Origin of the sequence: Sinorhizobium sp. 22678, from assembly GCF_052044265.1 — a bacterium.
Lineage (GTDB): Bacteria > Pseudomonadota > Alphaproteobacteria > Rhizobiales > Rhizobiaceae > Sinorhizobium > Sinorhizobium meliloti_A.
Window position 1 is genome coordinate 38,463 of record NZ_JBQEMS010000016.1, and the last position, 19,013, is coordinate 57,475.

The window sequence follows — 19,013 nt, forward strand, 5'->3', positions numbered from 1 at the left end:
TCTTTCCGTTGAGTGAGCTCGGCGGCGACCACCGCCGAGCGAGTCGCGAGAGCTTCTTACATAGGTCGCTGGGTGCGCATGTCGGCGCGATCGATGCCGGCCACCGCTACCGGCTTCTTCATCGCATCGCGGCGGAAGGGCTCACCGAGTTCCTGGTTGAGGATAACCTCGACGAAGGTGGTGATCCCCCTGGCCTGGTCCTCGATCGCCTTCGCAAGGGCCTCGGTGAGTGCGGCCGGCGTGTCGACCGTCACGCCCTTCAGGCCGCAGCCATCTGCAACCTTGGCGTAGCTCAGGTTCGGATTGAGCTCGGTGCCGACGAAGTTGTTGTCGTACCAGAGCGTGGTATTCCGCTTTTCCGCTCCCCACTGGTAGTTGCGGAAGATCACCATGGTGATGGCCGGCCAGCCCTCGCGACCGATCGACGTCATCTCGTTCATCGAGATGCCGAAGGCGCCGTCCCCGGCAAAGCCGACCACCGGCACGTGCGGGCAGCCGATCTTGGCGCCGACGATCGACGGGAAACCGTAGCCGCAGGGGCCGAACATGCCCGGTGCCAGATATTTCCTGCCCTGTTCGAAGCTCGGATAAGCGTTGCCGATCGCGCAGTTGTTGCCGATGTCGGTGGAGATGATCGCCTCCTTCGGAAGCACGGCCTGGATCGCCCGCCAGACCTGGCGAGGCGACATGCGATCGGGCTCGCGCTGGCGTGCGCCGACGTTCCACTCCGTGCCCGGATCGTCATCCTCATGGTCCATCGACGAGAGCTGCTGCAGCCAGGCCGAGCGCGTCTGGTGGATCAGCGCCTTCCGTTCTTCGCGGCTTGCGTCGCCGGCGGCCGGCGCAAGCTGCTGAAGAATCTGCCGCGCTACCTGCTTCGCGTCGCCGCAGATGCCGACCGTCACCTTCTTGGTCAGGCCGATCCGGTCGGCATTGATGTCCACCTGGATGATCGCCGCATCCTTCGGCCAGTAGTCGATGCCATAGCCAGGCAGCGTCGAGAAGGGATTGAGCCGCGTACCCAATGCGAGCACGACGTCGGCCTTGCTGATCAATTCCATCGCCGCCTTCGAGCCGTTATAGCCCAAGGGTCCGACCGACAGACGGTGGCTGCCGGGAAAGGCGTCGTTGTGCTGATAGCCGCAGCACACCGGCGCATCCAGCTTCTCCGCAAGTGCCATGGATTCCTGGATGGCGTTGCCGATGACGACGCCGGCGCCGTTGAGAATGACCGGGAACTTCGCTTCCGAAAGCAGCCGCGCGGCCTGGGCGATGGCCGCGGGGCCGCCCGCCGGCCGCTCGAAGCGGACGATGCGCGGCAGATCCACGTCGATAACCTGCGTCCAGAAGTCCCGCGGGATGTTGATCTGCGCCGGTGCACAACCGCGCCATGCCTTTTCGATGACCCGGTTAAGGACCTCGGGAATGCGGCTCGGATCGCGCACTTCCTCCTGATAGCAGACCATCTCCTCGAACATAGCCATCTGGTCGACTTCCTGGAAGCCGCCCTGGCCGATGGTCTTGTTGGCGGCCTGCGGCGTGACCATGAGCAGTGGCGTATGGTTCCAGTAGGCCGTCTTCATGGCCGTGATGAAACCGGTCACGCCGGGGCCGTTCTGGCCGATCGCCATCGACATCGTGCCGGTCGCACGGCTGAAGCCGTCGGCCATCATGCCGGCATTGGTCTCGTGGGCACAGTCCCAGAACCGGATGCCCGCCTTCGGAAACAGGTCCGATACGGGCATCATCGCCGAGCCGATGATCCCGAACGCATGCTCGATGCCATGCATCTGCAGGACTTTTACAAACGCCTCTTCGGTCGTCATTTTCATGTCATGTTCCTTTCGCGTTGAGGGTAAGGCCGACCGGGCGGCTAAAGAATTTCATCCTTGAGGTAGTACCAGCGATACATGCCCCACTGGCCGAGGCGTCTGAACGGCGTGAGCAGGCCATGACTCGGCAGCGGCGACGTGAAGATCGGCAGATCGAGGGCGCCGCCCTTGCCCGCCACCATCTGGGCCATGCGGCGGCCGGCCTGTGCGGAATACATGACCCCGTTGCCGCCATAGCCCATGGCGTAGAACAGCGGCTGCTTCGGGTCGGGGCGGAAGATGCGCGGCATCATGTCGTGGCTGACATCGACCCAGCCCCACCAGGAGTAGTCGGTCGTGATCCCCTTCAGGATCGGGAACTTTCGGTAGAGCCCTTCGAGCAGCCGATCGAGATGTTTGGGGTTGACCGCGTCGCGGCCGGTGATGGCGCTGCGGCTGCCGATCTGCACGCGACCGTCCGGCAACATCCGGTAGTAGTGGCGCAGCGTGCGCGTATCGGTGAGCGGGATCCGGGTCTTGAAGTTCAGTTCGGCGTGTTCTTCCTCGGTCAGCGGGCGTGTGACGATCGAGTTCGAGAGGATCGGCATCAGCCTGTGCCGCGTCAGCGTATGCAGGTCCGGCGAGGTATAGCCTGCCGTCGCAATGCAGACGGCGCGCGCACGAACGGTGCCGCCCGGCGTCGTCAGATGATAGGCTCCGTTTTTCCAGTCGCAGCCGAGAACGGGGCTTGCCGTGTGGACCCGCGCACCGAGCTTGCGCGCCAGACTGAGGTAGCCGAAGGCGAGCTTGGCCGCGTGGATGCCAATGCCGTCCGGTTCGTACATCGCCCCCCTCGCCTCCTCGTCGCGTACGAAGTCGCGGTGGACCTCATCGCGGCCGACCATGCGCGAGCGGTAGCCGAAAACCTCGTTGAGAAGCCGCGACTCGGCTTCGAGCGCCGGCAACACCTTGTCGCGGTGGGCGATATAAAGATGGCCGCCGTCCTGAGGGTCGCAGTCGATCTCGGGCGAGCGGATCAGGTCCCGGAAGAGATCGAAAGCTTCGCTGATTTCGCCATGCAGCCTTTTGGCGACATCGACGCCCCAGCGCTCGATCCATTGCGAACGCTTGAGCCGGCCGGCGGAGATCTGCGCCTGACCGCCGTTGCGGGTGCTGCAGCCCCAGGCGACGCCATTGGCTTCCAGCACCGTCGCCTTGATGCCATGCTCCTGGGCCAGATGGATCGCGCAGGAGAGCCCGGTGTATCCGGAGCCGACGACAGCGACGTCGACGTCCATATCGCGTGTGACGGGTCCGTCGTCGGCAGGCGGAGTGCCGGCCGTGCCGATCCAATAGGTCGGCGCATAGTCCTTGCCGTCGCCCGGATTAGGCGCGCGGATCGGATCATAGGTCGGATCGAAGGGCTTCCGCGATGCGATCGGTCTGGCCAGTTGATGTTCCATGTCGTGATCCTGCCCTGAGGCTCTCAGTATCTCGGCTGCGGTTCGATGAGCGGCCGGCTCTTTCGGAATGCCTGCTTGCGGACGATCTTTCCGTCGCGAAGCGTGAAGAGATCGCAGCCTTCCGCGACGATGCGCGAGCCGTCCTCATTGGTGCCTGAGAACGTCCACTCGGAGACGGCGCGATCAGCGTGGACGAAGTGGCTGTGATGATCCCAATGGGCATCCCGCATTGCCGTCCATACACCTGAGAAGGCATCGGCAATCGCCGCAGCGCCGACGATGCGCTTGCCGCAGGCCTCCGGCCCGGCAACGGCGTTGAAGACGCAATCGGCGGCGAAAAAGGCCATGACGTCGTCGATGTCGTGCCTGTTGAAGGCGTCGAAAAGCTTTGCGAGATCTTCGGCAGTCATGTCGAAATTCCTTTGTTCATGCCTGGGCATAGCTTCGCCGGGCGGGCGGCCCTAAGCCCGTTGAAATGGGTTGGAAAAGGTTGTCCGGGGCGCCGCCGACTACGTCCGATCGGCTGCCGTCACACTTTGCCCTTCCAGGGAATGAGCGCCTTTTCGAGGTAGCGGATCATCAGATCGAAGGCGAAAGCGAAGACGCCGATGACGACGATGCCCATGATGACCGTATCGCTGGCGAGATATTCGGCGGCATTCAGCACCATGAAGCCGAGGCCACGATGGGCGGCCACCATTTCGGCGGCGACGAGCGTAGTCCAGCCGACGCCGATTCCGATACGCATGCCGGTGAATATCTCCGGCAGGGCAGCCTTCAGGATCACATGCCTGATCACCTGGGCTCGCGTCGCGCCCATCGCATAGGCCGCATGGATCTGTTCAGTCGAGACCGAGCGGACACCGGCTCTGGCGGCGATCGCCATCGGCGCAAAGATCGCCAGATAGATCAGGAACACTTTCGGGAATTCGCCGATGCCGAGCCAGATGATGATCAGCGGCAGATAGGCGAGCGGCGGCAGCGGCCGGTAGAATTCGATGATCGGGTCGAAGAGACCGCGCACCACCCGGTTGACGCCCATGAGGATGCCGACGGGAACGGCCGTGACGAGTGCCAGCAGGAAAGCTCCGAGCACGCGGCCGAGACTTGACAGCGTATGCTGCGCCAAAGTGGAGTTCGAGACGCCTTCCGTAAGCGCAATCACGAACTTGTCCCAGACGGCGAGCGGCGACGGCAGGAACAGCGGCTTGATCCAGCCCATTTCGGTCACGAGCAGCCAGAGCGCGATGAAGGCAAGGGCCGTGAGCAGGCTGATGTGGCCGCTCATGCCGTCGCCCGGCGCACCGTAGATCCTGCCCGGACGAACCGGCTTGCTCTTTGCGACACCCTCAAGCATGGAGGATCTCCGGGTTCCCGGACTGGCGCTCGTCGCCATAGATGATGCCGAGGATTTCTTCACGCATGTCGATGAAGTCGCGGCTGGATTTGATTGCGCGTGCATTGCCGTTCTCCAGGAAGCGTTTGTTGAAATCGAGCTCGTAGGTATGGGTGATGCGGCCCGGACGGGGCGACATCACGATCAGCCTGGAGCCGAGGAACAGCGCCTCCTCGACGCTGTGGGTGATGAAGAAGAACATCTTGTTGGTGAGTTGCCACACTTCGAGCAGCAATTCCTGAATGGTCTCGCGCGTCAGCGCGTCGAGGGCAGCCATCGGCTCGTCCATGAGCAGCATCGCCGGATCGCAGGTGAGCGCGCGGGCGATGCCGACACGCTGCTGCATGCCGCCGGAGAGGTGATAAATCATGTGCCGGTGGAAATCTTGCAGCCCGACAAGCGCGAGATTTCTGGTCGCCAGGTCCCGCCGGGTCGCCTTGTCGACACCCCTGAGCTTCAATCCGAACTCGGTATTGTCGATGACGTTAAGCCAGGGGAGCAGCGCGTGCTTCTGGAAGACGACGCCACGGTCGGCACCGGGGCCGGTGATGCGGCGGTCGCCCAGCATGATTTCCCCGGCGCTCGGCGCCATGAACCCCGCCATCAGGTTGAGAAGCGTGGTCTTGCCACATCCGGACGCACCGAGGGCGACGACGAAATCGCCGCTTTTGATTTCGAGATCCACGCCCTTGAGCGCGATGACCGCCTGGTCCGAATAGAGACCGGGATAGGTCAGACTGACATTGCTGACGTTAAGCGTTTCCATGTCGCAGGCCTTCCTGGAAAGTGCTGTGTCGAGGGTATCAGCGGCGCTCCTGACCGCGCACGGCGCGCGGGCGGGAGCGCGCGTCGTCTGCTACTTGGAGGCTTCTTTCGCATATGAGCTGTTGACGAAGGGCGCGTAGTCGTCGAGCGCGGTGTCGATCTGTTTCTGATCGACCAGAAACTTGGCGCTCGCCTCCAGCGCCCGGACAGCGCCGCCGCCAAGCCACTGATCGGAGACCTGTTCGTCGACGGTCGGGAAGGACAGGAGGTTCAAAGCCTGGACGATACCCTCGGCGTCGCCGCCGATCAGCTTGACCATACCCTGGACCTGCGGTGAGTCGGCCTTCCAGCCGCTGCCGTTCGCCTTGTAATCGGCATAGGCGTCCGCGAGCACCTTGGTGAAGGCGGCCATGAATTTGGGGTTTTGCTCGGCCCATTCCTTGTCGGCTACGAGGCCGTCGAAGGTCGGCACGCTCGCCGCGCCGATCGCCTCGGAATCGGAGATGACCTTGCCGCTCTTCAGGAGTTCCGACAGCGCCGGTGGCCATACATAGGCGGCATCGATATCGCCGCGCTGCCAGGCTGCGACGATCTGCGGCGGCTTCATGTTGAGGATGTTCACTTCCCGCGGATCGGTTTTCCAGACCTGCTCGAGGCCGACCAGCAGATGGAAGTGCGAAGTCGAGACGAAGGGAACGCCGACATTTTTCCCCTTCAGGTCTTCCGGCTTTTCGATGCCGGAACCTTCTCGGGCGACGAGCGCTTCCGACTTGCCGATATTGTCCAGGATCCAGAAAAGTTCGAGCCCGACGCCGCGGGTCGCCGCGGCTGTCGTGCCGGTCGAACCGATGACGCCGATCGGCACGTTTCCGGAAGCGAGGGCGGTCGAAATGTCACCGCCGGAACTGAACTGGCGCCAATCGATCGTATAGCCGGCTTCCTTCGCTGCGGCATCGAAACGACCGTCGGCGATCGCCGAGATGAACGGGCCGACGATCTGCTGGTAGCCCACGACGACGCTGGTTTCCGCCTGGGCGGCGAAGGAGGTGAGGACACCGGCGGCGATGGCCACGGCTCCGGATAAGTGCTTGAAACTTCTAAGGTGGATCATGTCGTTACCCTCTTGGTTATGTCGCCCCGCTTTTTGCGGGGTCGCGCCGTACATTGAATGACGGTCTTTGCTTGCCGAATAGAAATATGCCCACGTCCCGGATTGCCTTATATCCAGATAGGAAGTTAGATGAGTCCAGTTGGATGAGGTGAACAATGGCGGGCTCGACGGTCTCGGAAACGATCTTCTTCCTCGACCGGGCAAGCCAAACGGGCCTGCAGGCGCAGATCCGTGAAACGATCGTTTCGGCCGTATTGTCGGGCCGCCTGGCGCCGGGCGCCCAATTGCCCTCCAGCCGCAAGCTTGCGGCCTATCTGAATATTTCGCGGATCACCGTAACGCTCGCCTATCAGGAGCTCGCTTCCCAAGGCTATGTGGAGGCGGCGAACCGGAGCGGCTACCGTGTCGCCGGCAAACCCCCGACGACAGCAATCGCGATGCAGGCCGCCCATGCTGCGGCCGATGCGATCGACTGGTCGGACAAGTTGCGCTCGACCTTCATCGTGGCCAAGCAGATGCGTAAGCCCCTCGACTGGCGAGCCTATCCCTACCCGTTCCTTTACGGTCAGATGGACCCGTCACTGTTCGATCTCACGGCCTGGCGCGACTGCGCGCGACGGGCGCTGGCGCGCGAGGATTTCGAGCTGATGGCGGGCGACTTCGCGGCGGCGGACGACATCCAGCTCGTCAACTATATCTGTTCGCGCACCTTGCCGGGCCGCGGCATCCGTGCGAACCCCGACGAGATCCTGGTGACGGTGGGCGCGCAGAACGCCCTCTGGATCGTCATCCAGCTCCTGTTGCGTCAGGGCGCCCATGCGGTCTGCGAGAACCCCTGCCATCCCGACATGAGTGCATCGCTTCGCTTGAGCGGCGCCGGGATCACCTTCGTCGATGTGGACAGGGACGGCCTGCCGCCCGCCGCGCTTCCGCAAGAGGTCGATGCCGTGTTCGTCACGCCCAGCCATCATTCGCCGACCGGCGCGACGATGCCGATCGAGCGGCGGGCGGCCTTGCTCGAGGCGGCCGCCTCCAAGGACTTCATAATCGTCGAGGACGATTACGAGTTCGAGATGAGCTTTCTGGCGCCCCCTTCCCCTGCCCTCAAGGCCTTCGACCGCAGCGGGCGGGTCTTCTACATCGGCAGTTTCTCCAAATCGCTGTTTCCCGGCCTGCGTCTCGGCTATCTGGTGGCACCGGCTGCCGTGATCAGGGAGGCGCGGGCACTACGGGCGCTGATGTTGCGGCATCCGCCGGGACACCTCCAGAGAACCGCCGCCTATTTCCTGGCGCTCGGCCACTATGATGCCGTGCTGCACCGGATGCGCGAGGAGTATCATCGCCGCCACATCATCATGGACGCCGCCCTCCGGGATGCCGGATTGAAGATTGCAGGATCTGCGGCTTTCGGCGGCACGTCCTTCTGGATCGAGGGGCCGGAAGGTCTCGATGCGGACCTGCTGATGAACGCTTTGCGCAAGGACGGCGTGCTGATCGAATCCGGATCCCCCTTCTTCCCGCAGGACGACGCACCGTGCCGCTTCTTCCGCATGGGCTACTCGTCGATTGCACGCAACCGCATAGCCGACGGCGTGGCCCTGACCGCGGCGCGGATCGCGGAGCGGGGGTAGGATGAATCTTGCAGCTTCCGGTGGCAGTGGGGGCAGTCGCGATCTGCGGATGGACATTGACCGTGTCAACGTTGGCAGACGTGGGCAGTTGCCATTGGTTGAGGGTGAAAAGGGGCCGGAGGCGGACCTTCTGCTTCTAGGGCGGTTATGAGAGAAGCAGACATCCGAGGCGCGGTGTCGAGGTCTGAGACTCGCCCGAAGCCGTTGTTAAAGCTTCATGAGGCCGACGCGACACCGACGTTACACGCCTGCTGTCACGCCGGCATCCCACCGATATAGCGCATCGGGCATCTTCTCCTGACAGTCGGTTCCGTCCGTCTCACGAATCCTGACGAACCCGTTTCGCTCGTAGAAGGCGATCGCATCAACATTCGCCTGGAAAACCCAGAGCTGAAGATGGTCGAAATGGTCCTGCGCCTTCGCAATCAGCTTCCGGCCGATCCCACGGCCCGTATAGCCATGCAGGAGGTAAAGGTGTTCCACCCAACCTTGCTTGAAGGCGCAGAAGCCGACGACCAACCGCTGTTCGTCAGCCACCCACACCTCGCAGTCTCGGAACACGATGTTGCGGAAGTAGGCCTTGTCTTCCTCAAAGGTGTGCAGATCTGGCAAGTAGGGGAGAAAGGCTTGGCGCGACCTCCGGAATACAGATGCCACAGCCTCTGGTTCAGTAGATATAGCCCGACAAATCTTGATGCTGCACGGATCTGAACTCATCGCTTATGAATTTGCCTTCGGTCTGGATGGGCGATCGACCCTGTGGGAATCGCGCTATTGATGTTCAAGTCAGTGTCGACGATTTAGGAGCATTCATCGACTGCCTTGACCCCTACTCTCAGCATGGACAAACAAGGCATCGACATGATCTCCGGTCGCGCCCATGAACCCATGGGCGGTGTCATCTGCGTCAACCGCAACTGTGAAACCTGCGGTTGGCAGGTACGACTTCTCGACGAGCGCGCCGATCTCGTCGAAGTCTTCCGCCGAGAGAAACTGGTGCGTCGCCCGAACCGACGTGCACCAGATCTCGAAGTTGCGCGCAAAGTCTTCGCATTTCGCCGCTCTCAAGGTGAACATGCGGTCTCCTTGAAGAGGTGCAGCGCCGCATATTGCAGGAGCATAATGGTCTTGCCGTCGCGGATCCGGCCGTCGGCGACCATCCTCAGCGCCTCTTCGATTGTCGGCTCCAGACGTTCGATGTCTTCGCCTTCGTCCGGGTCGCCACCGCCCTCCGACACTTGATCAGCGGCCGAATAGGCTCCGACAAAGAAGTGAAGCCGTTCCGTCACCGATCCAGGGCTCATGAACGCTTCGAACACCTGACTGACATCGGTGACGCGGTATCCGGTCTCCTCCTCCACCTCCGCCTTGATCCGCTCTTCCGGTGTTGCCTTGTCCAGAAGGCCAGCGGGTGTCTCGATCAGAAGATCGTCATACCCGTTGACGAAGGCAGGGTAGCGGAACTGCCGGGTGAGCAAGACCTTTCGGCGCTGCAAATCGTAAAGCAGGATCGTCACGCCATTGCCGCGATCGTAGGTCTCCCTGCTCTGTCTCTGCCACTCTCCGTCCGTCCGACGGAAGCTGAAGGTCGTCTTCTTCAGGACATACCAGTCGTCCGACAGGGTGGTCACCTGCTCGATCCGAATCCGATCTGCAACCGACATACACGTTCTCCATCACGTTATGCACGATATTGCATGATATTTGTGTTCGTGCAATATGCGGCGCATAGGCGACGGACGCATCATGGCGGCGCGTTAGGCGAGCTTCCACGTTCGGGAAATTCCTGCAGTCACTCCCGAGCCTGCATTGCAGAGCCGCCACGGGCTGGAGCTAGGGATTCAATTGCAGCGGTTATTGCCAGGTTTGCATTATCTTAAAAGGAAGCTCCTTCATGCTGACCACTGAGCGCAAGGCGCTGCTCCTCGACGCCCTCGGCAAGGAAGGCCGGATCGTCGCGAAAGAGTTCAGCCGGAAGCTGGGCCTATCCGAGGACACGATCCGGCGAGACCTTCGGGAGCTTGCTGGCGAAGGACTACTTCAACGCGTGCATGGCGGCGCTCTCCCCGCCTCCAAGGCACTCAAAGACCTTCCCACGCGCCGAAATGTGTCAGTCAACGACAAGGCCGAGATCGCCAAGGTCGCCGCCGGCATGGTCAAGGAAGGACAGATCGTCTTCCTGGATGGAGGCACGACGACAATCAGGCTCGCGCGCGTCCTCCCAAAGGCCTTGAAGGCGACGGTCGTGACCCATAGCCCCGACGTCGCAACCGCTCTTCTTGATCATCCGGGGGTGGATGTGGAGCTTATCGGCGGTCACATCTACAAGCATTCGAACGTCTCCGTAGGCGCCGTCGCCATCGAAGCTATCTCGCAGATCCGCGTGGATCTCTACTTCATGGGCGTGACCGGTATCCATGTAGAGCACGGCCTGACGACGGGAGACCGCGAGGAGGCGGCGGTGAAGCGGGCGATCTGCCGGCAGGCTGCTGAGACGGTCGTGCTTGGCTCGAGGGAAAAGCTCGGTGCCGTCTCCGCGTACGGCGTCGTTGGCTTCGACGACGTCGACGGGCTTATTGTGAGCAGGAAGTGTCCCGAGGATCTGCTCACCCCTCTTCGCGATCTCGGCATGCAGATCATATCGTCGTAAATGGCGGACAGTGGCGGAAATGAAGGCTCATTCCTGTCGCAAGATTCGTCGCTTCATGGCCAAAACACCAGCTTCCAAGCTAAGCCGGGAACCCGTCACGCCACCTCAAGATGCGAGGATTCCATTCCCTGCGTGACAAGCGGCGCGGGAGACTTCGCATGCGGGTGGGAAGCGTTAAGTCGCCGAGCCACGATATCGTGGTTGAGCCACAGGACGGGACCGGAGGGTTCGGAAGATTCGCCGAAAATCAGCTGCCCGATTGCCTTCACGACGAGACCGCTCAGGAGATCGCTGATCATCAACTTGCTATCCCGATGCATCCGGGTGATCTCGTTGGACGTGCCGATGGTCAAATCGGCCTGTGCCTGGCTGTTTGCCATGGGCCATGCCGAAAACTCATAGAACGGGCGCATGACCTCGCTGGCCTGCATGTCGGTGATCTTCCCGAACACATCCTTCATGGTTAAGCCGTCTGCCAGAAGCTGCTCGCAGGCCTGCCACTGTTCGTCTGCCCATTGGCCACCGTTTTCTTTCTTCAACGCAAGCAGCAGCGGTATCAGGGGCAGTTCGATACCCGTGAACACATCGGACGAATTGGTCCGGATTTCGGGACAGTTATAGACAGTTGCCTTGATCCCTTTCGCCCAGGCTTCCTCTGCAATGCCTTCGAGCCGCATCTTGGCATAACCCTGGGTGTAGTTGGTGTAGGTCTGCCAACGATAGCTTCCGTCAATGAGGATCGCCGATCCGTGGTAACCATAGGCCGTATATCGTATTTGACCGCCCGAAGCTTCCACGCGCTCGCGGATCGCCGCGCTGAAATCAATGAGATGGCGAAAGGTGTTTGCGGAGACGTCGTCAAAATTCTGCAGGATGAGTTTTCCCATATCACTGTCGAGCAGGGTCTGCGACGACATGTGGCGGGTTCCGGTTCCCTTGTAGATTCGATTGGCGACGACCAAGAGTACCTTCGCCTTCGGGATGCCTCCGGCCATTGTGTGGGCGAAGAAAACATTGCGCCCAGCGGCGATCATTCCGTCGAGAACGGTCATGACCTTTGCAAGCGACTCCGTAAAACGCGCAGTGGCGATGTCGCGGCATTGCCTCACATAGTCCCAGTCGAGCTTGTCGTGTTCCCAGCTCTCAAGCGTCATCTTTGCCAGGAGATCGGTGGGAGTTGGGCCGTCTGCGGGCGCATCGAGATCGAAACCCGCCATAAGAGGTATGTTGATGATCCTGCCGCCCAGCCGGGCCTCCGCTGAAGACAGTTCCTCGGCGTCAAGCGGCCGTAGCGCGTTGTTCTCGTCGCGCCGCCCGACGGTAATCCCCACAATCTCCATGCCGGCCCGCCGGGCTTCCTCGAGCAAACCGGTGGCGTATCCGCGGCCGAACAGTTCGCCGAAGAGTACGAAAACATCGCCTTTACGGAAGACCGTGTTCTCGGAAAGACGATTCAGTGCAACCGGATTTTCCATGCTGTCAGCTCTTTGATTCGTGTGTCGTCGAGCAATGGCTCATACGAGCGTCGCAAAGACATGACCGCACTGGCACCGAATGGGAACTCATTTTCGGTGACGGTTCATTTCAAAACGTGAAGTCGGTCTCTGCTGTTCCTGCAATGCGGCGAAATGCCGAGGCCGTTGGAGATCGGCGCGCCGATACCGAAACAAGTGCGGCTTTCGGCGGCACGTCCGTCTGGATCGAGGGGCCGGAAGGTCTCGATGGAGCTTCGGGTGGCATCGGTGCGGCAGCGGCACTAGCAAGCGGAGTGCCGTTGACAGCGCTGTTTGCTGGCGGTTCGAAGTTTGTGAGTACCTTCTTTCCGTAAGGCAATGCCCTAGCTGAGCACACCCCAGGTAGACTGTCTTCACACCGGATTGAAGGCAGTGATAAAAAAACCCATGGGCATCAAGAACTATCTAATCGAAGGCGGCTCGGGTACTGGAAAGACGTCTGTCGCTACCGAACTGGAGCGGCGGGGCTACCATGTCGTCCATGGTGACCGCGTTTTGGCCTATGTCGGCGACCCCGAGACAGGCCAGGCGCTCGCAGGACCACCCGAAGGCGCAGACCGCATCGCTTGGGGATACGCGCACTGGATCTGGTCTGTCGAGAAGGTCCGCGCTATTGCTGCCGACACCACCCATCCTGCCACGTTCTTTTGTGGCGGCTCGCGCAATTTCCACAAATTCCTGGACCTGTTCGATAAGGTTTTCGTGCTCGACATCGACGTTGAGACGTTGAACCGACGACTGGATGGGCGGCCGAATGAGCCGGGCTTCGAGCCGGCCGAGCGGGCCCTGGTACTCCGCTATCATCGTACCCGGGAGTATCTTCCTGCCGGCATCAATATCGACACGGCGAATACCGTCCCAAGTGTCGTCGACGCTATCCTCGCCAAACTCACCTGAAGCCCGGCAGGCTTGTGATAGGGAGGGAAGCAACTGATCGTTGCGAGAAAGCCGCTAGCTGCCGTACGGCTCACTGGCGGCGGTGCCGGCTTCACCGGCCTTTCTGGCCGGAGCCGGCGTCAACCAGACGCCGTTCGCATTCCGCGGTAAGGGCTGAGGATTGACAGGTTTAATCAGGCGCGACCTCAAGGCGCTGTTTCAGAAGCCAGTCCCAGAGCTCGGGATCGTTCAAGGCGGCCCGCTCGACGCTCGAGTGGTCCACGCCCTCCAAGACACTCAGACGAGCATTACGCTTCAGACCCACAAGCCGCTCATAAAGCACGACTGAATCCGACAAAGGGATGACTTCATCGTTCGTGCCGTGGAACACCCAGAAGGCTGCCTTTTCATTTGTTCTGCTAAGGTAGTGGCGATTGCCGCCGCCGGCGATCGGAACGACAGCGGCGAATGTTTCGGGAAACTGTTCTGCCATGGCCCAGGCCGCGAAAGCGCCGCGACTGAACCCCACGACATAGACACGCGCGCGATCGACGCGATACTTCGACATCACCTCGTCAAGTGCCGCCTCGACTTTCTCGATCGGATAAAGCAGCTCTTCACTCGGATTCTGAGGTGAAAACACCAGGAAGGGGAATTTCTTTCCCTCCTCGATCAATTTCGGAATGCCACTCGATCTGACTTTCTCGATATCGGTCCCGCCCTGATCGCCGCCGTGTAGCCACACGACAAGCGGATACGCGTTGCTGGACGACGCATAGTCGTCCGGCGTGTAAATCAAATAGTTGAGATCATTCTTTATGCTGGTGCTCGATCTCGCTGCCAACTGCTCTGCATGCGCCACGCCTGCACTGCACATTCCGATTACGGCCGTGAAAACCAGTGCCATGATGTTCCGCGTCATTCGACCACCTGCTTCATAATGTTGCGCCTGTAGGCATCAAATGGAACCGAAAAACCAGAACTCAAGCCTCCCTACCCCGGGGATGGAACCGTCGCCTCGGGGAAGGATTGTCGCGGAAAGCCGCGGCAATCCCGGAAGCGCGACCTGACGGCCCGGTTGTCGAGTGAAGAATTACCTCCGGCGTGGCGAGCAATCACTGGGTCAGGCCGTTCTCTCCTTCTCGTAGAAGGGCAGACAGGTCGAGCCGAGCGAGCGGGTCCTGCCGCTACGTTTCCTCGATCGCATCCACCCGGTCCGGATAGAATGCCATGTGCTCCTTGATCTCGCGGACCGCTTGATGCGGATTCTCGTAGGTCCAGACGGCATTCTTCGAGCGCTCGCCACCGGCCGCGATACTGTAATAGGACGCATCGCCCTTGTAGGGGCAATAGGTCCCATGATCGGTGCGCGCAAGCAGCGACATGTCGACGTCGCTGCGGGGGATGTATTGCACGGGCGGATAGGACGCCTCGCGCAATGTGAGCGCGTCGCGCGTATCGGCCACGATGCGGCCATCGAGCCTGACTACAACACGCCGGGGATTGCGTTCGACAGTGATCGGATGGTCGGGGCCTGGAATTCTGATCGGCTTGTCTGACATGAGCGTTCGCCTTCAGGTGGTTGCACCGCCTCTTAGATAGGGTCACGCCTCCCGCTCCCCAAGGGCCGCACCGCCTCGACGGGCTGGGATGGCTTCCGGTCCGGCCAAACAAAATCATGAACCATCGGATATCTGAAAGAGTTGGAGCGGATGCGGGCGGAAACGGGCATGCGCCTTTCCTTGATCCCGCTCGATGCTTAGCCAGATTGGAGATGCCGGCAGATGATTGCGAGAACAGGTGGGTGCCTTTGCGGCGCGCTGAGATATGAGGTGCGCGGAGAACCTTTGCGGGTGGGACTTTGCCATTGTGCGGACTGCCGCAAGGAAAGCGGCTCTTCTTTCGTGACCTTCGCCGTCTGGCCCACCCGGGCTTTCAAGAGCTCTGGCGAAGTCAAGATATTCGCCGGCCGTGGCTTTTGCCCCGACTGCGGATCGCGGCTCTTCAACCCGGGAGAAGAGGAAACCGAAATTCGCGTCGGTTCGCTGGACGATGCCCCGGCCGCTCTCAATCCCCAATACGAGATCTGGGTCGTCCGGCGCGAGGGGTGGTTGCCTCCCCTTCCGGTCCCGCAATATCCGGGGGATCGAAGCCGAAGCTAATATTTTCTCGTGCGCTGAATTTTATTGTTGTGCGTTCTTTTTAAAATTGACGCGCGATAAGTTTTATGGTGTTTACTCCCTGCCAAGGTCAGGGACGGGAGGGCCCGCCTGCCTGGTTGCAAACGTTGAAGGCCCGCCGTTTCCAAGGGAGGAAACCATGAACATGCCCCGCATTCTCAAAACTCTCGTCGCCGGCACCGCGCTCACCTTGCTGGCATCCGGCGCCTTCGCCGACGGCATCGGCGCATCGCTCCTGACCCAGCAGCACCCGTTCTACATTGAGCTCGCCGAGGCGATGAAAGCCGAAGCCAAGGAAAAGAATGTCGCGCTCGAAGTGGCGATCGCCAATCAGGACCTCAACAAGCAGCTCGCCGACGTCGAGGACTTCATCGTCAAGGGCGTTGATGTGATCGTCATCTCACCTGTCGACAGCCAGGGCGTACGCGCGGCGATCGCAAAGGCGGAAAAGGCCGGCATCAAGGTGATCACCGTCGACGTTCCGGCCAATGGGGCGACGGTGACGTCGCATATCGGCACCGACAATTTCACCGGCGGCGTGAAGGCGGGCGAGTTGATGGCCGAAGTTCTCGGAAACAAGGGCAAGGTCGCCATTATCGACTATCCGACGGTTCAGTCGGTGGTCAATCGCGTCAACGGCTTCAAGGAAGCGATCGCCAAGCATCCGGAAATGGAGATCGTCGCGACCCAGACCGGCATCACCCGCGCAGAAGCCCTCGCCGCCGCACAGAACATGCTGCAGGCCAATCCCGACATTACCGGCATTTTCGGCTTCGGCGACGATGCGGCCCTTGCCGCGGCCGTTGCCGTCAAGGCTGCCGGACTGGAATCGCAGGTCAAGGTCATCGGTTTCGACGGCATGAAGGAAGCACGCGATGCCGTCGACGGCAATCCGGTAATGGTCGGCGTGATCCAGCAATTCCCGGACCAGATGGGCAAACAGGCGATCGACACCGCCGTAAAGGTTGTCGCCGGAGAGACGGTACCGGCCGAGCAGCCGATCGTACCGGGCGTCTATACCGGGAAATAGGTCCCTCCCAGGACGGCTGCCGCCTGCGGGCGGCGGCATACCACGGGCGTATCCGGCATGCCGCCGGATACGCTCCGGTCCGGCTGAAGGAGGCCCGCCATGCATGGTTCCGCTGCGGATACCATTCTCAAGATCACCGATGTCACCAAGTCCTTCGGGCAGGTCGCCGCTCTCAAGGGGATGCGGCTCGAAGTCCGGCGCGGCCGGGTGCATACGCTGCTCGGCGAAAACGGCGCCGGCAAATCGACCTTGATGAAGATTCTCGCCGGCGTGCACGGAGCGACGTCGGGAGAGATCGTTCTCGACGGACAGCCCTACCGGCCCGCCAACCCGCAGGAGGCCGCCTCGCTCGGGCTGGCGATCGTCTTCCAGGAATTGAGCCTCTGCAACAATCTGACGGTCGCTGAGAACATCCTCGCCACGCGCGAGCCGCGCCGTTTCGGCTTCATCAACGACAAGGCGCTCGTCGCAAAGGCGCAACGGATCGTAACCGACCTCGGACTTCCCATCGACGTAACGGAGAAGGTCGGCAATCTCTCGATCGCCCAGCGACAACTCGTCGAGATCGCCAAGGGCCTGAGCCATGATGCCAAGGTCGTCATTCTGGACGAGCCGACTTCCTCGCTCAGCGACAGCGAGGCCGAGATCCTCTTCGAGATCATCGGCCGGCTGAAGCAGCGCAACGCCGCGGTCATCTATATTTCGCACCGCATGGAAGAGATCATGCGGCTCAGCGACGACATCACCGTCATCAGAGACGGCGAATATGTCTCGACGCATGCGCGCGACGAAGTCACCATCGAGACGCTGATCGCATTGATGGTCGGGCGCCGCATGGACGAAATCTACCCGCCGCCGATGCACCAAGTGGCGGCGGACGGCGCCCCGGTCCTTGCAGTCGACCGGTTGACGCGCGAAGGCGAGTTTCACGACGTGTCCTTCCACGTGCGCGCCGGTGAGATCCTCGGCTTCTTCGGGCTTGTCGGTTCGGGCCGCTCGGAAGTGATGAACGCGCTCTTCGGCATGAAGAACGCCGAAGGCACGGTTCGCCTCGATGGCGAGGCCGTGCGGTTCCGTTCCCCGGACGAGGCCATCGCCCGCGGCATCGGTTTCGTGACGGAGAACCGGAAGGAAGAGGGCCTTGTCCTCGGCCACAGCGTCGAGTGGAACATATCCATGGCGGCTCTCGCGAACTTCGCCGGGGGTTTGGGCTTCATCCGCAACGGCGCGGAACGGGCGGCGGCATCCGAACAGGTCGGGAAGCTCTCCATCAAGACGAACTCGCTGGAAACGCCGGCGGGGGCGCTCAGCGGCGGCAACCAGCAGAAGATAGTGCTCGCCAAATGGCTGCTCACGCGGCCCAAGGTGCTGATCCTCGACGAGCCGACCCGCGGCGTCGACGTCGGCGCGAAATTCGAGATCTACAAGATCATCCGCCAGCTGGCGGCCGAGGGAACGGCAATTCTGCTGATCTCCTCCGACCTGCCCGAAGTCCTGGGAATGAGCGACCGCGTGGTCGTCATGCATGAAGGCGCGCCCGGCGCCACGCTCGAAGGTTCCGCCCTCACTCCAGAGACGATCATGGCTCACGCGACAGGGTTTCAATCATGACACAGAACACAGCAGCCAAAGCCGCCCTTGTTCGGGCTCTCAAGCAATATGGCGGCATCTTCCTTTCGCTGGTGATGCTCTGCATCGTCTTTTCCTTCTTCAACCCGCGGTTCATGACGGTTGTAAACTTCATGAACATCCTGCAGCAGGTCGCCGTTGTCGCGATCGCGGCCTTCGGGATGACGTGGGTGATCCTGCTCGGCGAGATCGATCTTTCCGTCGGCTCGATCATCGCGGTGGCAGGAATGGTCGGGGCGCAATGCTTTGCCTTCGGGATGGGTTTCGTGCCGGCGATTGCGCTGACGCTCGTTGCCGGCGCCCTGATGGGAATGTTGAACGGGGTGCTGACGGCCAAGCTGCTCTTGCCGTCCTTCATCGTCACCGTCGCGACCATGGGTATCTATCGCGGCATGGTGAGCCTGCCCACCAACGGCGCGCCGGCCATGATCGAGAACGTAACCTGGACCGCAATCGGCACCGAGAGTTTCCTGGGGCTGCCGATCATCATCTGGGTCGTCGCCGTCCTCTTCGTCATCAATCAGATCGTGCTCAGCAAGACGAGCTTCGGCCGGCGCGCCTATCTGACCGGCGGCAACCGCGAGGCGGCCGTCTACTCCGGCATCAAGGTCGACCGGCTGAAGATCCTGATCTTCATGATCTCCGGCGTGATGGCGGCCATCAGCGGCATTCTGCTTTCCTCCCGCCTGTTCTCCGCACAGACCAATGCGGGCATGAGCTACGAGCTTGACGCCATCGCGGCGGCCGTTCTCGGCGGCACCAGCCTTGCCGGCGGCGTCGGAACCATGGTCGGCACGCTGATCGGCGCGCTCATCATCGGCGTGATGAACAACGGCATGAACATGCTCTCCGTCCCCTACTTCTATCAGCTGATCGTCAAGGGCCTGGTGATCCTCGTCGCCGTCTGGCTCGACGTCCGCGCCAAGCAGGCAAAGCGCTGAACCCCGACACGAGTGA

19 protein-coding genes are annotated in these 19,013 nt (G+C 61.5%); 7 read left to right on the plus strand and 12 right to left on the minus strand.

What is annotated here, in order from left to right:
* Positions 1-56: 56 nt before the first annotated feature.
* The 6 genes from xsc to tauA all read right to left on the minus strand — a co-directional run bounded on the left by xsc (position 57) and on the right by tauA (position 6,546).
* Positions 57-1,832, minus strand: a complete 1,776-nt coding sequence (gene xsc / locus ACTJKL_RS21955; protein ID WP_102762612.1) for a sulfoacetaldehyde acetyltransferase — start codon at positions 1,830-1,832, stop codon at positions 57-59.
* A gap of 41 nt (positions 1,833-1,873) precedes the next feature.
* Positions 1,874-3,274, minus strand: coding sequence for an NAD(P)/FAD-dependent oxidoreductase (locus ACTJKL_RS21960; RefSeq protein ID WP_440853783.1), 1,401 nt, complete (start codon positions 3,272-3,274; stop codon positions 1,874-1,876).
* Between the two features lie 23 nt (positions 3,275-3,297).
* Complete coding sequence (locus tag ACTJKL_RS21965; protein ID WP_440853784.1) at positions 3,298-3,684, minus strand: nuclear transport factor 2 family protein; 387 nt, start codon at positions 3,682-3,684, stop codon at positions 3,298-3,300.
* A gap of 119 nt (positions 3,685-3,803) precedes the next feature.
* On the minus strand, positions 3,804-4,631 hold the full coding sequence (locus ACTJKL_RS21970) for an ABC transporter permease subunit (RefSeq protein ID WP_100670280.1): 828 nt from the start codon (positions 4,629-4,631) through the stop codon (positions 3,804-3,806).
* Positions 4,624-5,436 carry a taurine ABC transporter ATP-binding protein gene (locus ACTJKL_RS21975; protein ID WP_102762609.1) on the minus strand — a complete coding sequence of 271 codons (813 nt, stop codon included), beginning with the start codon at positions 5,434-5,436 and terminating at the stop codon, positions 4,624-4,626. The genes ACTJKL_RS21970 and ACTJKL_RS21975 overlap by 8 nt, the downstream gene beginning before the upstream one ends.
* Positions 5,437-5,526: 90 nt before the next feature.
* Positions 5,527-6,546: a taurine ABC transporter substrate-binding protein gene (gene tauA / locus ACTJKL_RS21980; protein WP_100670279.1), complete on the minus strand. Its 1,020-nt coding sequence runs from the start codon at positions 6,544-6,546 to the stop codon at positions 5,527-5,529.
* Between the two features lie 155 nt (positions 6,547-6,701).
* Between tauA and pdxR the strand changes: the two genes are divergently transcribed.
* Positions 6,702-8,177 carry a MocR-like pyridoxine biosynthesis transcription factor PdxR gene (gene pdxR, locus ACTJKL_RS21985; RefSeq protein ID WP_440853785.1) on the plus strand — a complete coding sequence of 492 codons (1,476 nt, stop codon included), beginning with the start codon at positions 6,702-6,704 and terminating at the stop codon, positions 8,175-8,177.
* 240 nt (positions 8,178-8,417) lie between these two features.
* Here the strand turns inward: pdxR and ACTJKL_RS21990 are convergent, their stop codons facing one another.
* The 3 genes from ACTJKL_RS21990 to ACTJKL_RS22000 form a co-directional block, all read right to left on the minus strand.
* Positions 8,418-8,894 (minus strand): GNAT family N-acetyltransferase, encoded by a 477-nt coding sequence (locus ACTJKL_RS21990; protein ID WP_440853786.1) that lies wholly within the window; start codon positions 8,892-8,894, stop codon positions 8,418-8,420.
* 93 nt (positions 8,895-8,987) lie between these two features.
* Positions 8,988-9,254 (minus strand): GNAT family protein, encoded by a 267-nt coding sequence (locus tag ACTJKL_RS21995; protein ID WP_440853787.1) that lies wholly within the window; start codon positions 9,252-9,254, stop codon positions 8,988-8,990.
* Complete coding sequence (locus ACTJKL_RS22000; RefSeq protein WP_440853788.1) at positions 9,242-9,841, minus strand: NUDIX domain-containing protein; 600 nt, start codon at positions 9,839-9,841, stop codon at positions 9,242-9,244. The genes ACTJKL_RS21995 and ACTJKL_RS22000 overlap by 13 nt, the downstream gene beginning before the upstream one ends.
* Positions 9,842-10,071: 230 nt before the next feature.
* On the opposite strand from ACTJKL_RS22000, the gene ACTJKL_RS22005 reads away from it, so the two are divergent.
* Positions 10,072-10,827 (plus strand): DeoR/GlpR family DNA-binding transcription regulator, encoded by a 756-nt coding sequence (locus ACTJKL_RS22005; RefSeq protein WP_440853789.1) that lies wholly within the window; start codon positions 10,072-10,074, stop codon positions 10,825-10,827.
* Between the two features lie 95 nt (positions 10,828-10,922).
* On the opposite strand, the gene ACTJKL_RS22010 is transcribed toward ACTJKL_RS22005, so the two are convergent.
* Positions 10,923-12,302: an enoyl ACP reductase FabMG family protein gene (locus ACTJKL_RS22010; protein WP_440853790.1), complete on the minus strand. Its 1,380-nt coding sequence runs from the start codon at positions 12,300-12,302 to the stop codon at positions 10,923-10,925.
* 426 nt (positions 12,303-12,728) lie between these two features.
* Between ACTJKL_RS22010 and ACTJKL_RS22015 the strand changes: the two genes are divergently transcribed.
* Positions 12,729-13,238 carry a DEAD/DEAH box helicase family protein gene (locus tag ACTJKL_RS22015; RefSeq protein WP_440853791.1) on the plus strand — a complete coding sequence of 170 codons (510 nt, stop codon included), beginning with the start codon at positions 12,729-12,731 and terminating at the stop codon, positions 13,236-13,238.
* A gap of 169 nt (positions 13,239-13,407) precedes the next feature.
* On the opposite strand, the gene ACTJKL_RS22020 is transcribed toward ACTJKL_RS22015, so the two are convergent.
* The gene (locus tag ACTJKL_RS22020) at positions 13,408-14,124 is read right to left on the minus strand and encodes a carboxylesterase family protein (RefSeq protein WP_440853829.1); all 717 of its coding nucleotides are present in this window, start codon (positions 14,122-14,124) and stop codon (positions 13,408-13,410) included.
* Between the two features lie 280 nt (positions 14,125-14,404).
* Positions 14,405-14,779 carry a DUF427 domain-containing protein gene (locus tag ACTJKL_RS22025; RefSeq protein WP_102764284.1) on the minus strand — a complete coding sequence of 125 codons (375 nt, stop codon included), beginning with the start codon at positions 14,777-14,779 and terminating at the stop codon, positions 14,405-14,407.
* A 222-nt stretch (positions 14,780-15,001) separates the two neighbouring features.
* On the opposite strand from ACTJKL_RS22025, the gene ACTJKL_RS22030 reads away from it, so the two are divergent.
* The 4 genes from ACTJKL_RS22030 to ACTJKL_RS22045 all read left to right on the plus strand — a co-directional run bounded on the left by ACTJKL_RS22030 (position 15,002) and on the right by ACTJKL_RS22045 (position 18,997).
* On the plus strand, positions 15,002-15,379 hold the full coding sequence (locus tag ACTJKL_RS22030; RefSeq protein WP_100670271.1) for a GFA family protein: 378 nt from the start codon (positions 15,002-15,004) through the stop codon (positions 15,377-15,379).
* 157 nt (positions 15,380-15,536) lie between these two features.
* Positions 15,537-16,427 carry a substrate-binding domain-containing protein gene (locus ACTJKL_RS22035; protein ID WP_010975799.1) on the plus strand — a complete coding sequence of 297 codons (891 nt, stop codon included), beginning with the start codon at positions 15,537-15,539 and terminating at the stop codon, positions 16,425-16,427.
* Positions 16,428-16,526: 99 nt separating this feature from the next.
* Entirely contained in the window at positions 16,527-18,038 is a 1,512-nt protein-coding gene (locus tag ACTJKL_RS22040) for a sugar ABC transporter ATP-binding protein (protein ID WP_440853792.1), read from the plus strand.
* The gene (locus ACTJKL_RS22045) at positions 18,035-18,997 is read left to right on the plus strand and encodes an ABC transporter permease (protein WP_440853793.1); all 963 of its coding nucleotides are present in this window, start codon (positions 18,035-18,037) and stop codon (positions 18,995-18,997) included. Before ACTJKL_RS22040 ends, ACTJKL_RS22045 begins: the two co-directional genes overlap by 4 nt.
* The last annotated feature ends 16 nt before the right edge of the window (positions 18,998-19,013 follow it).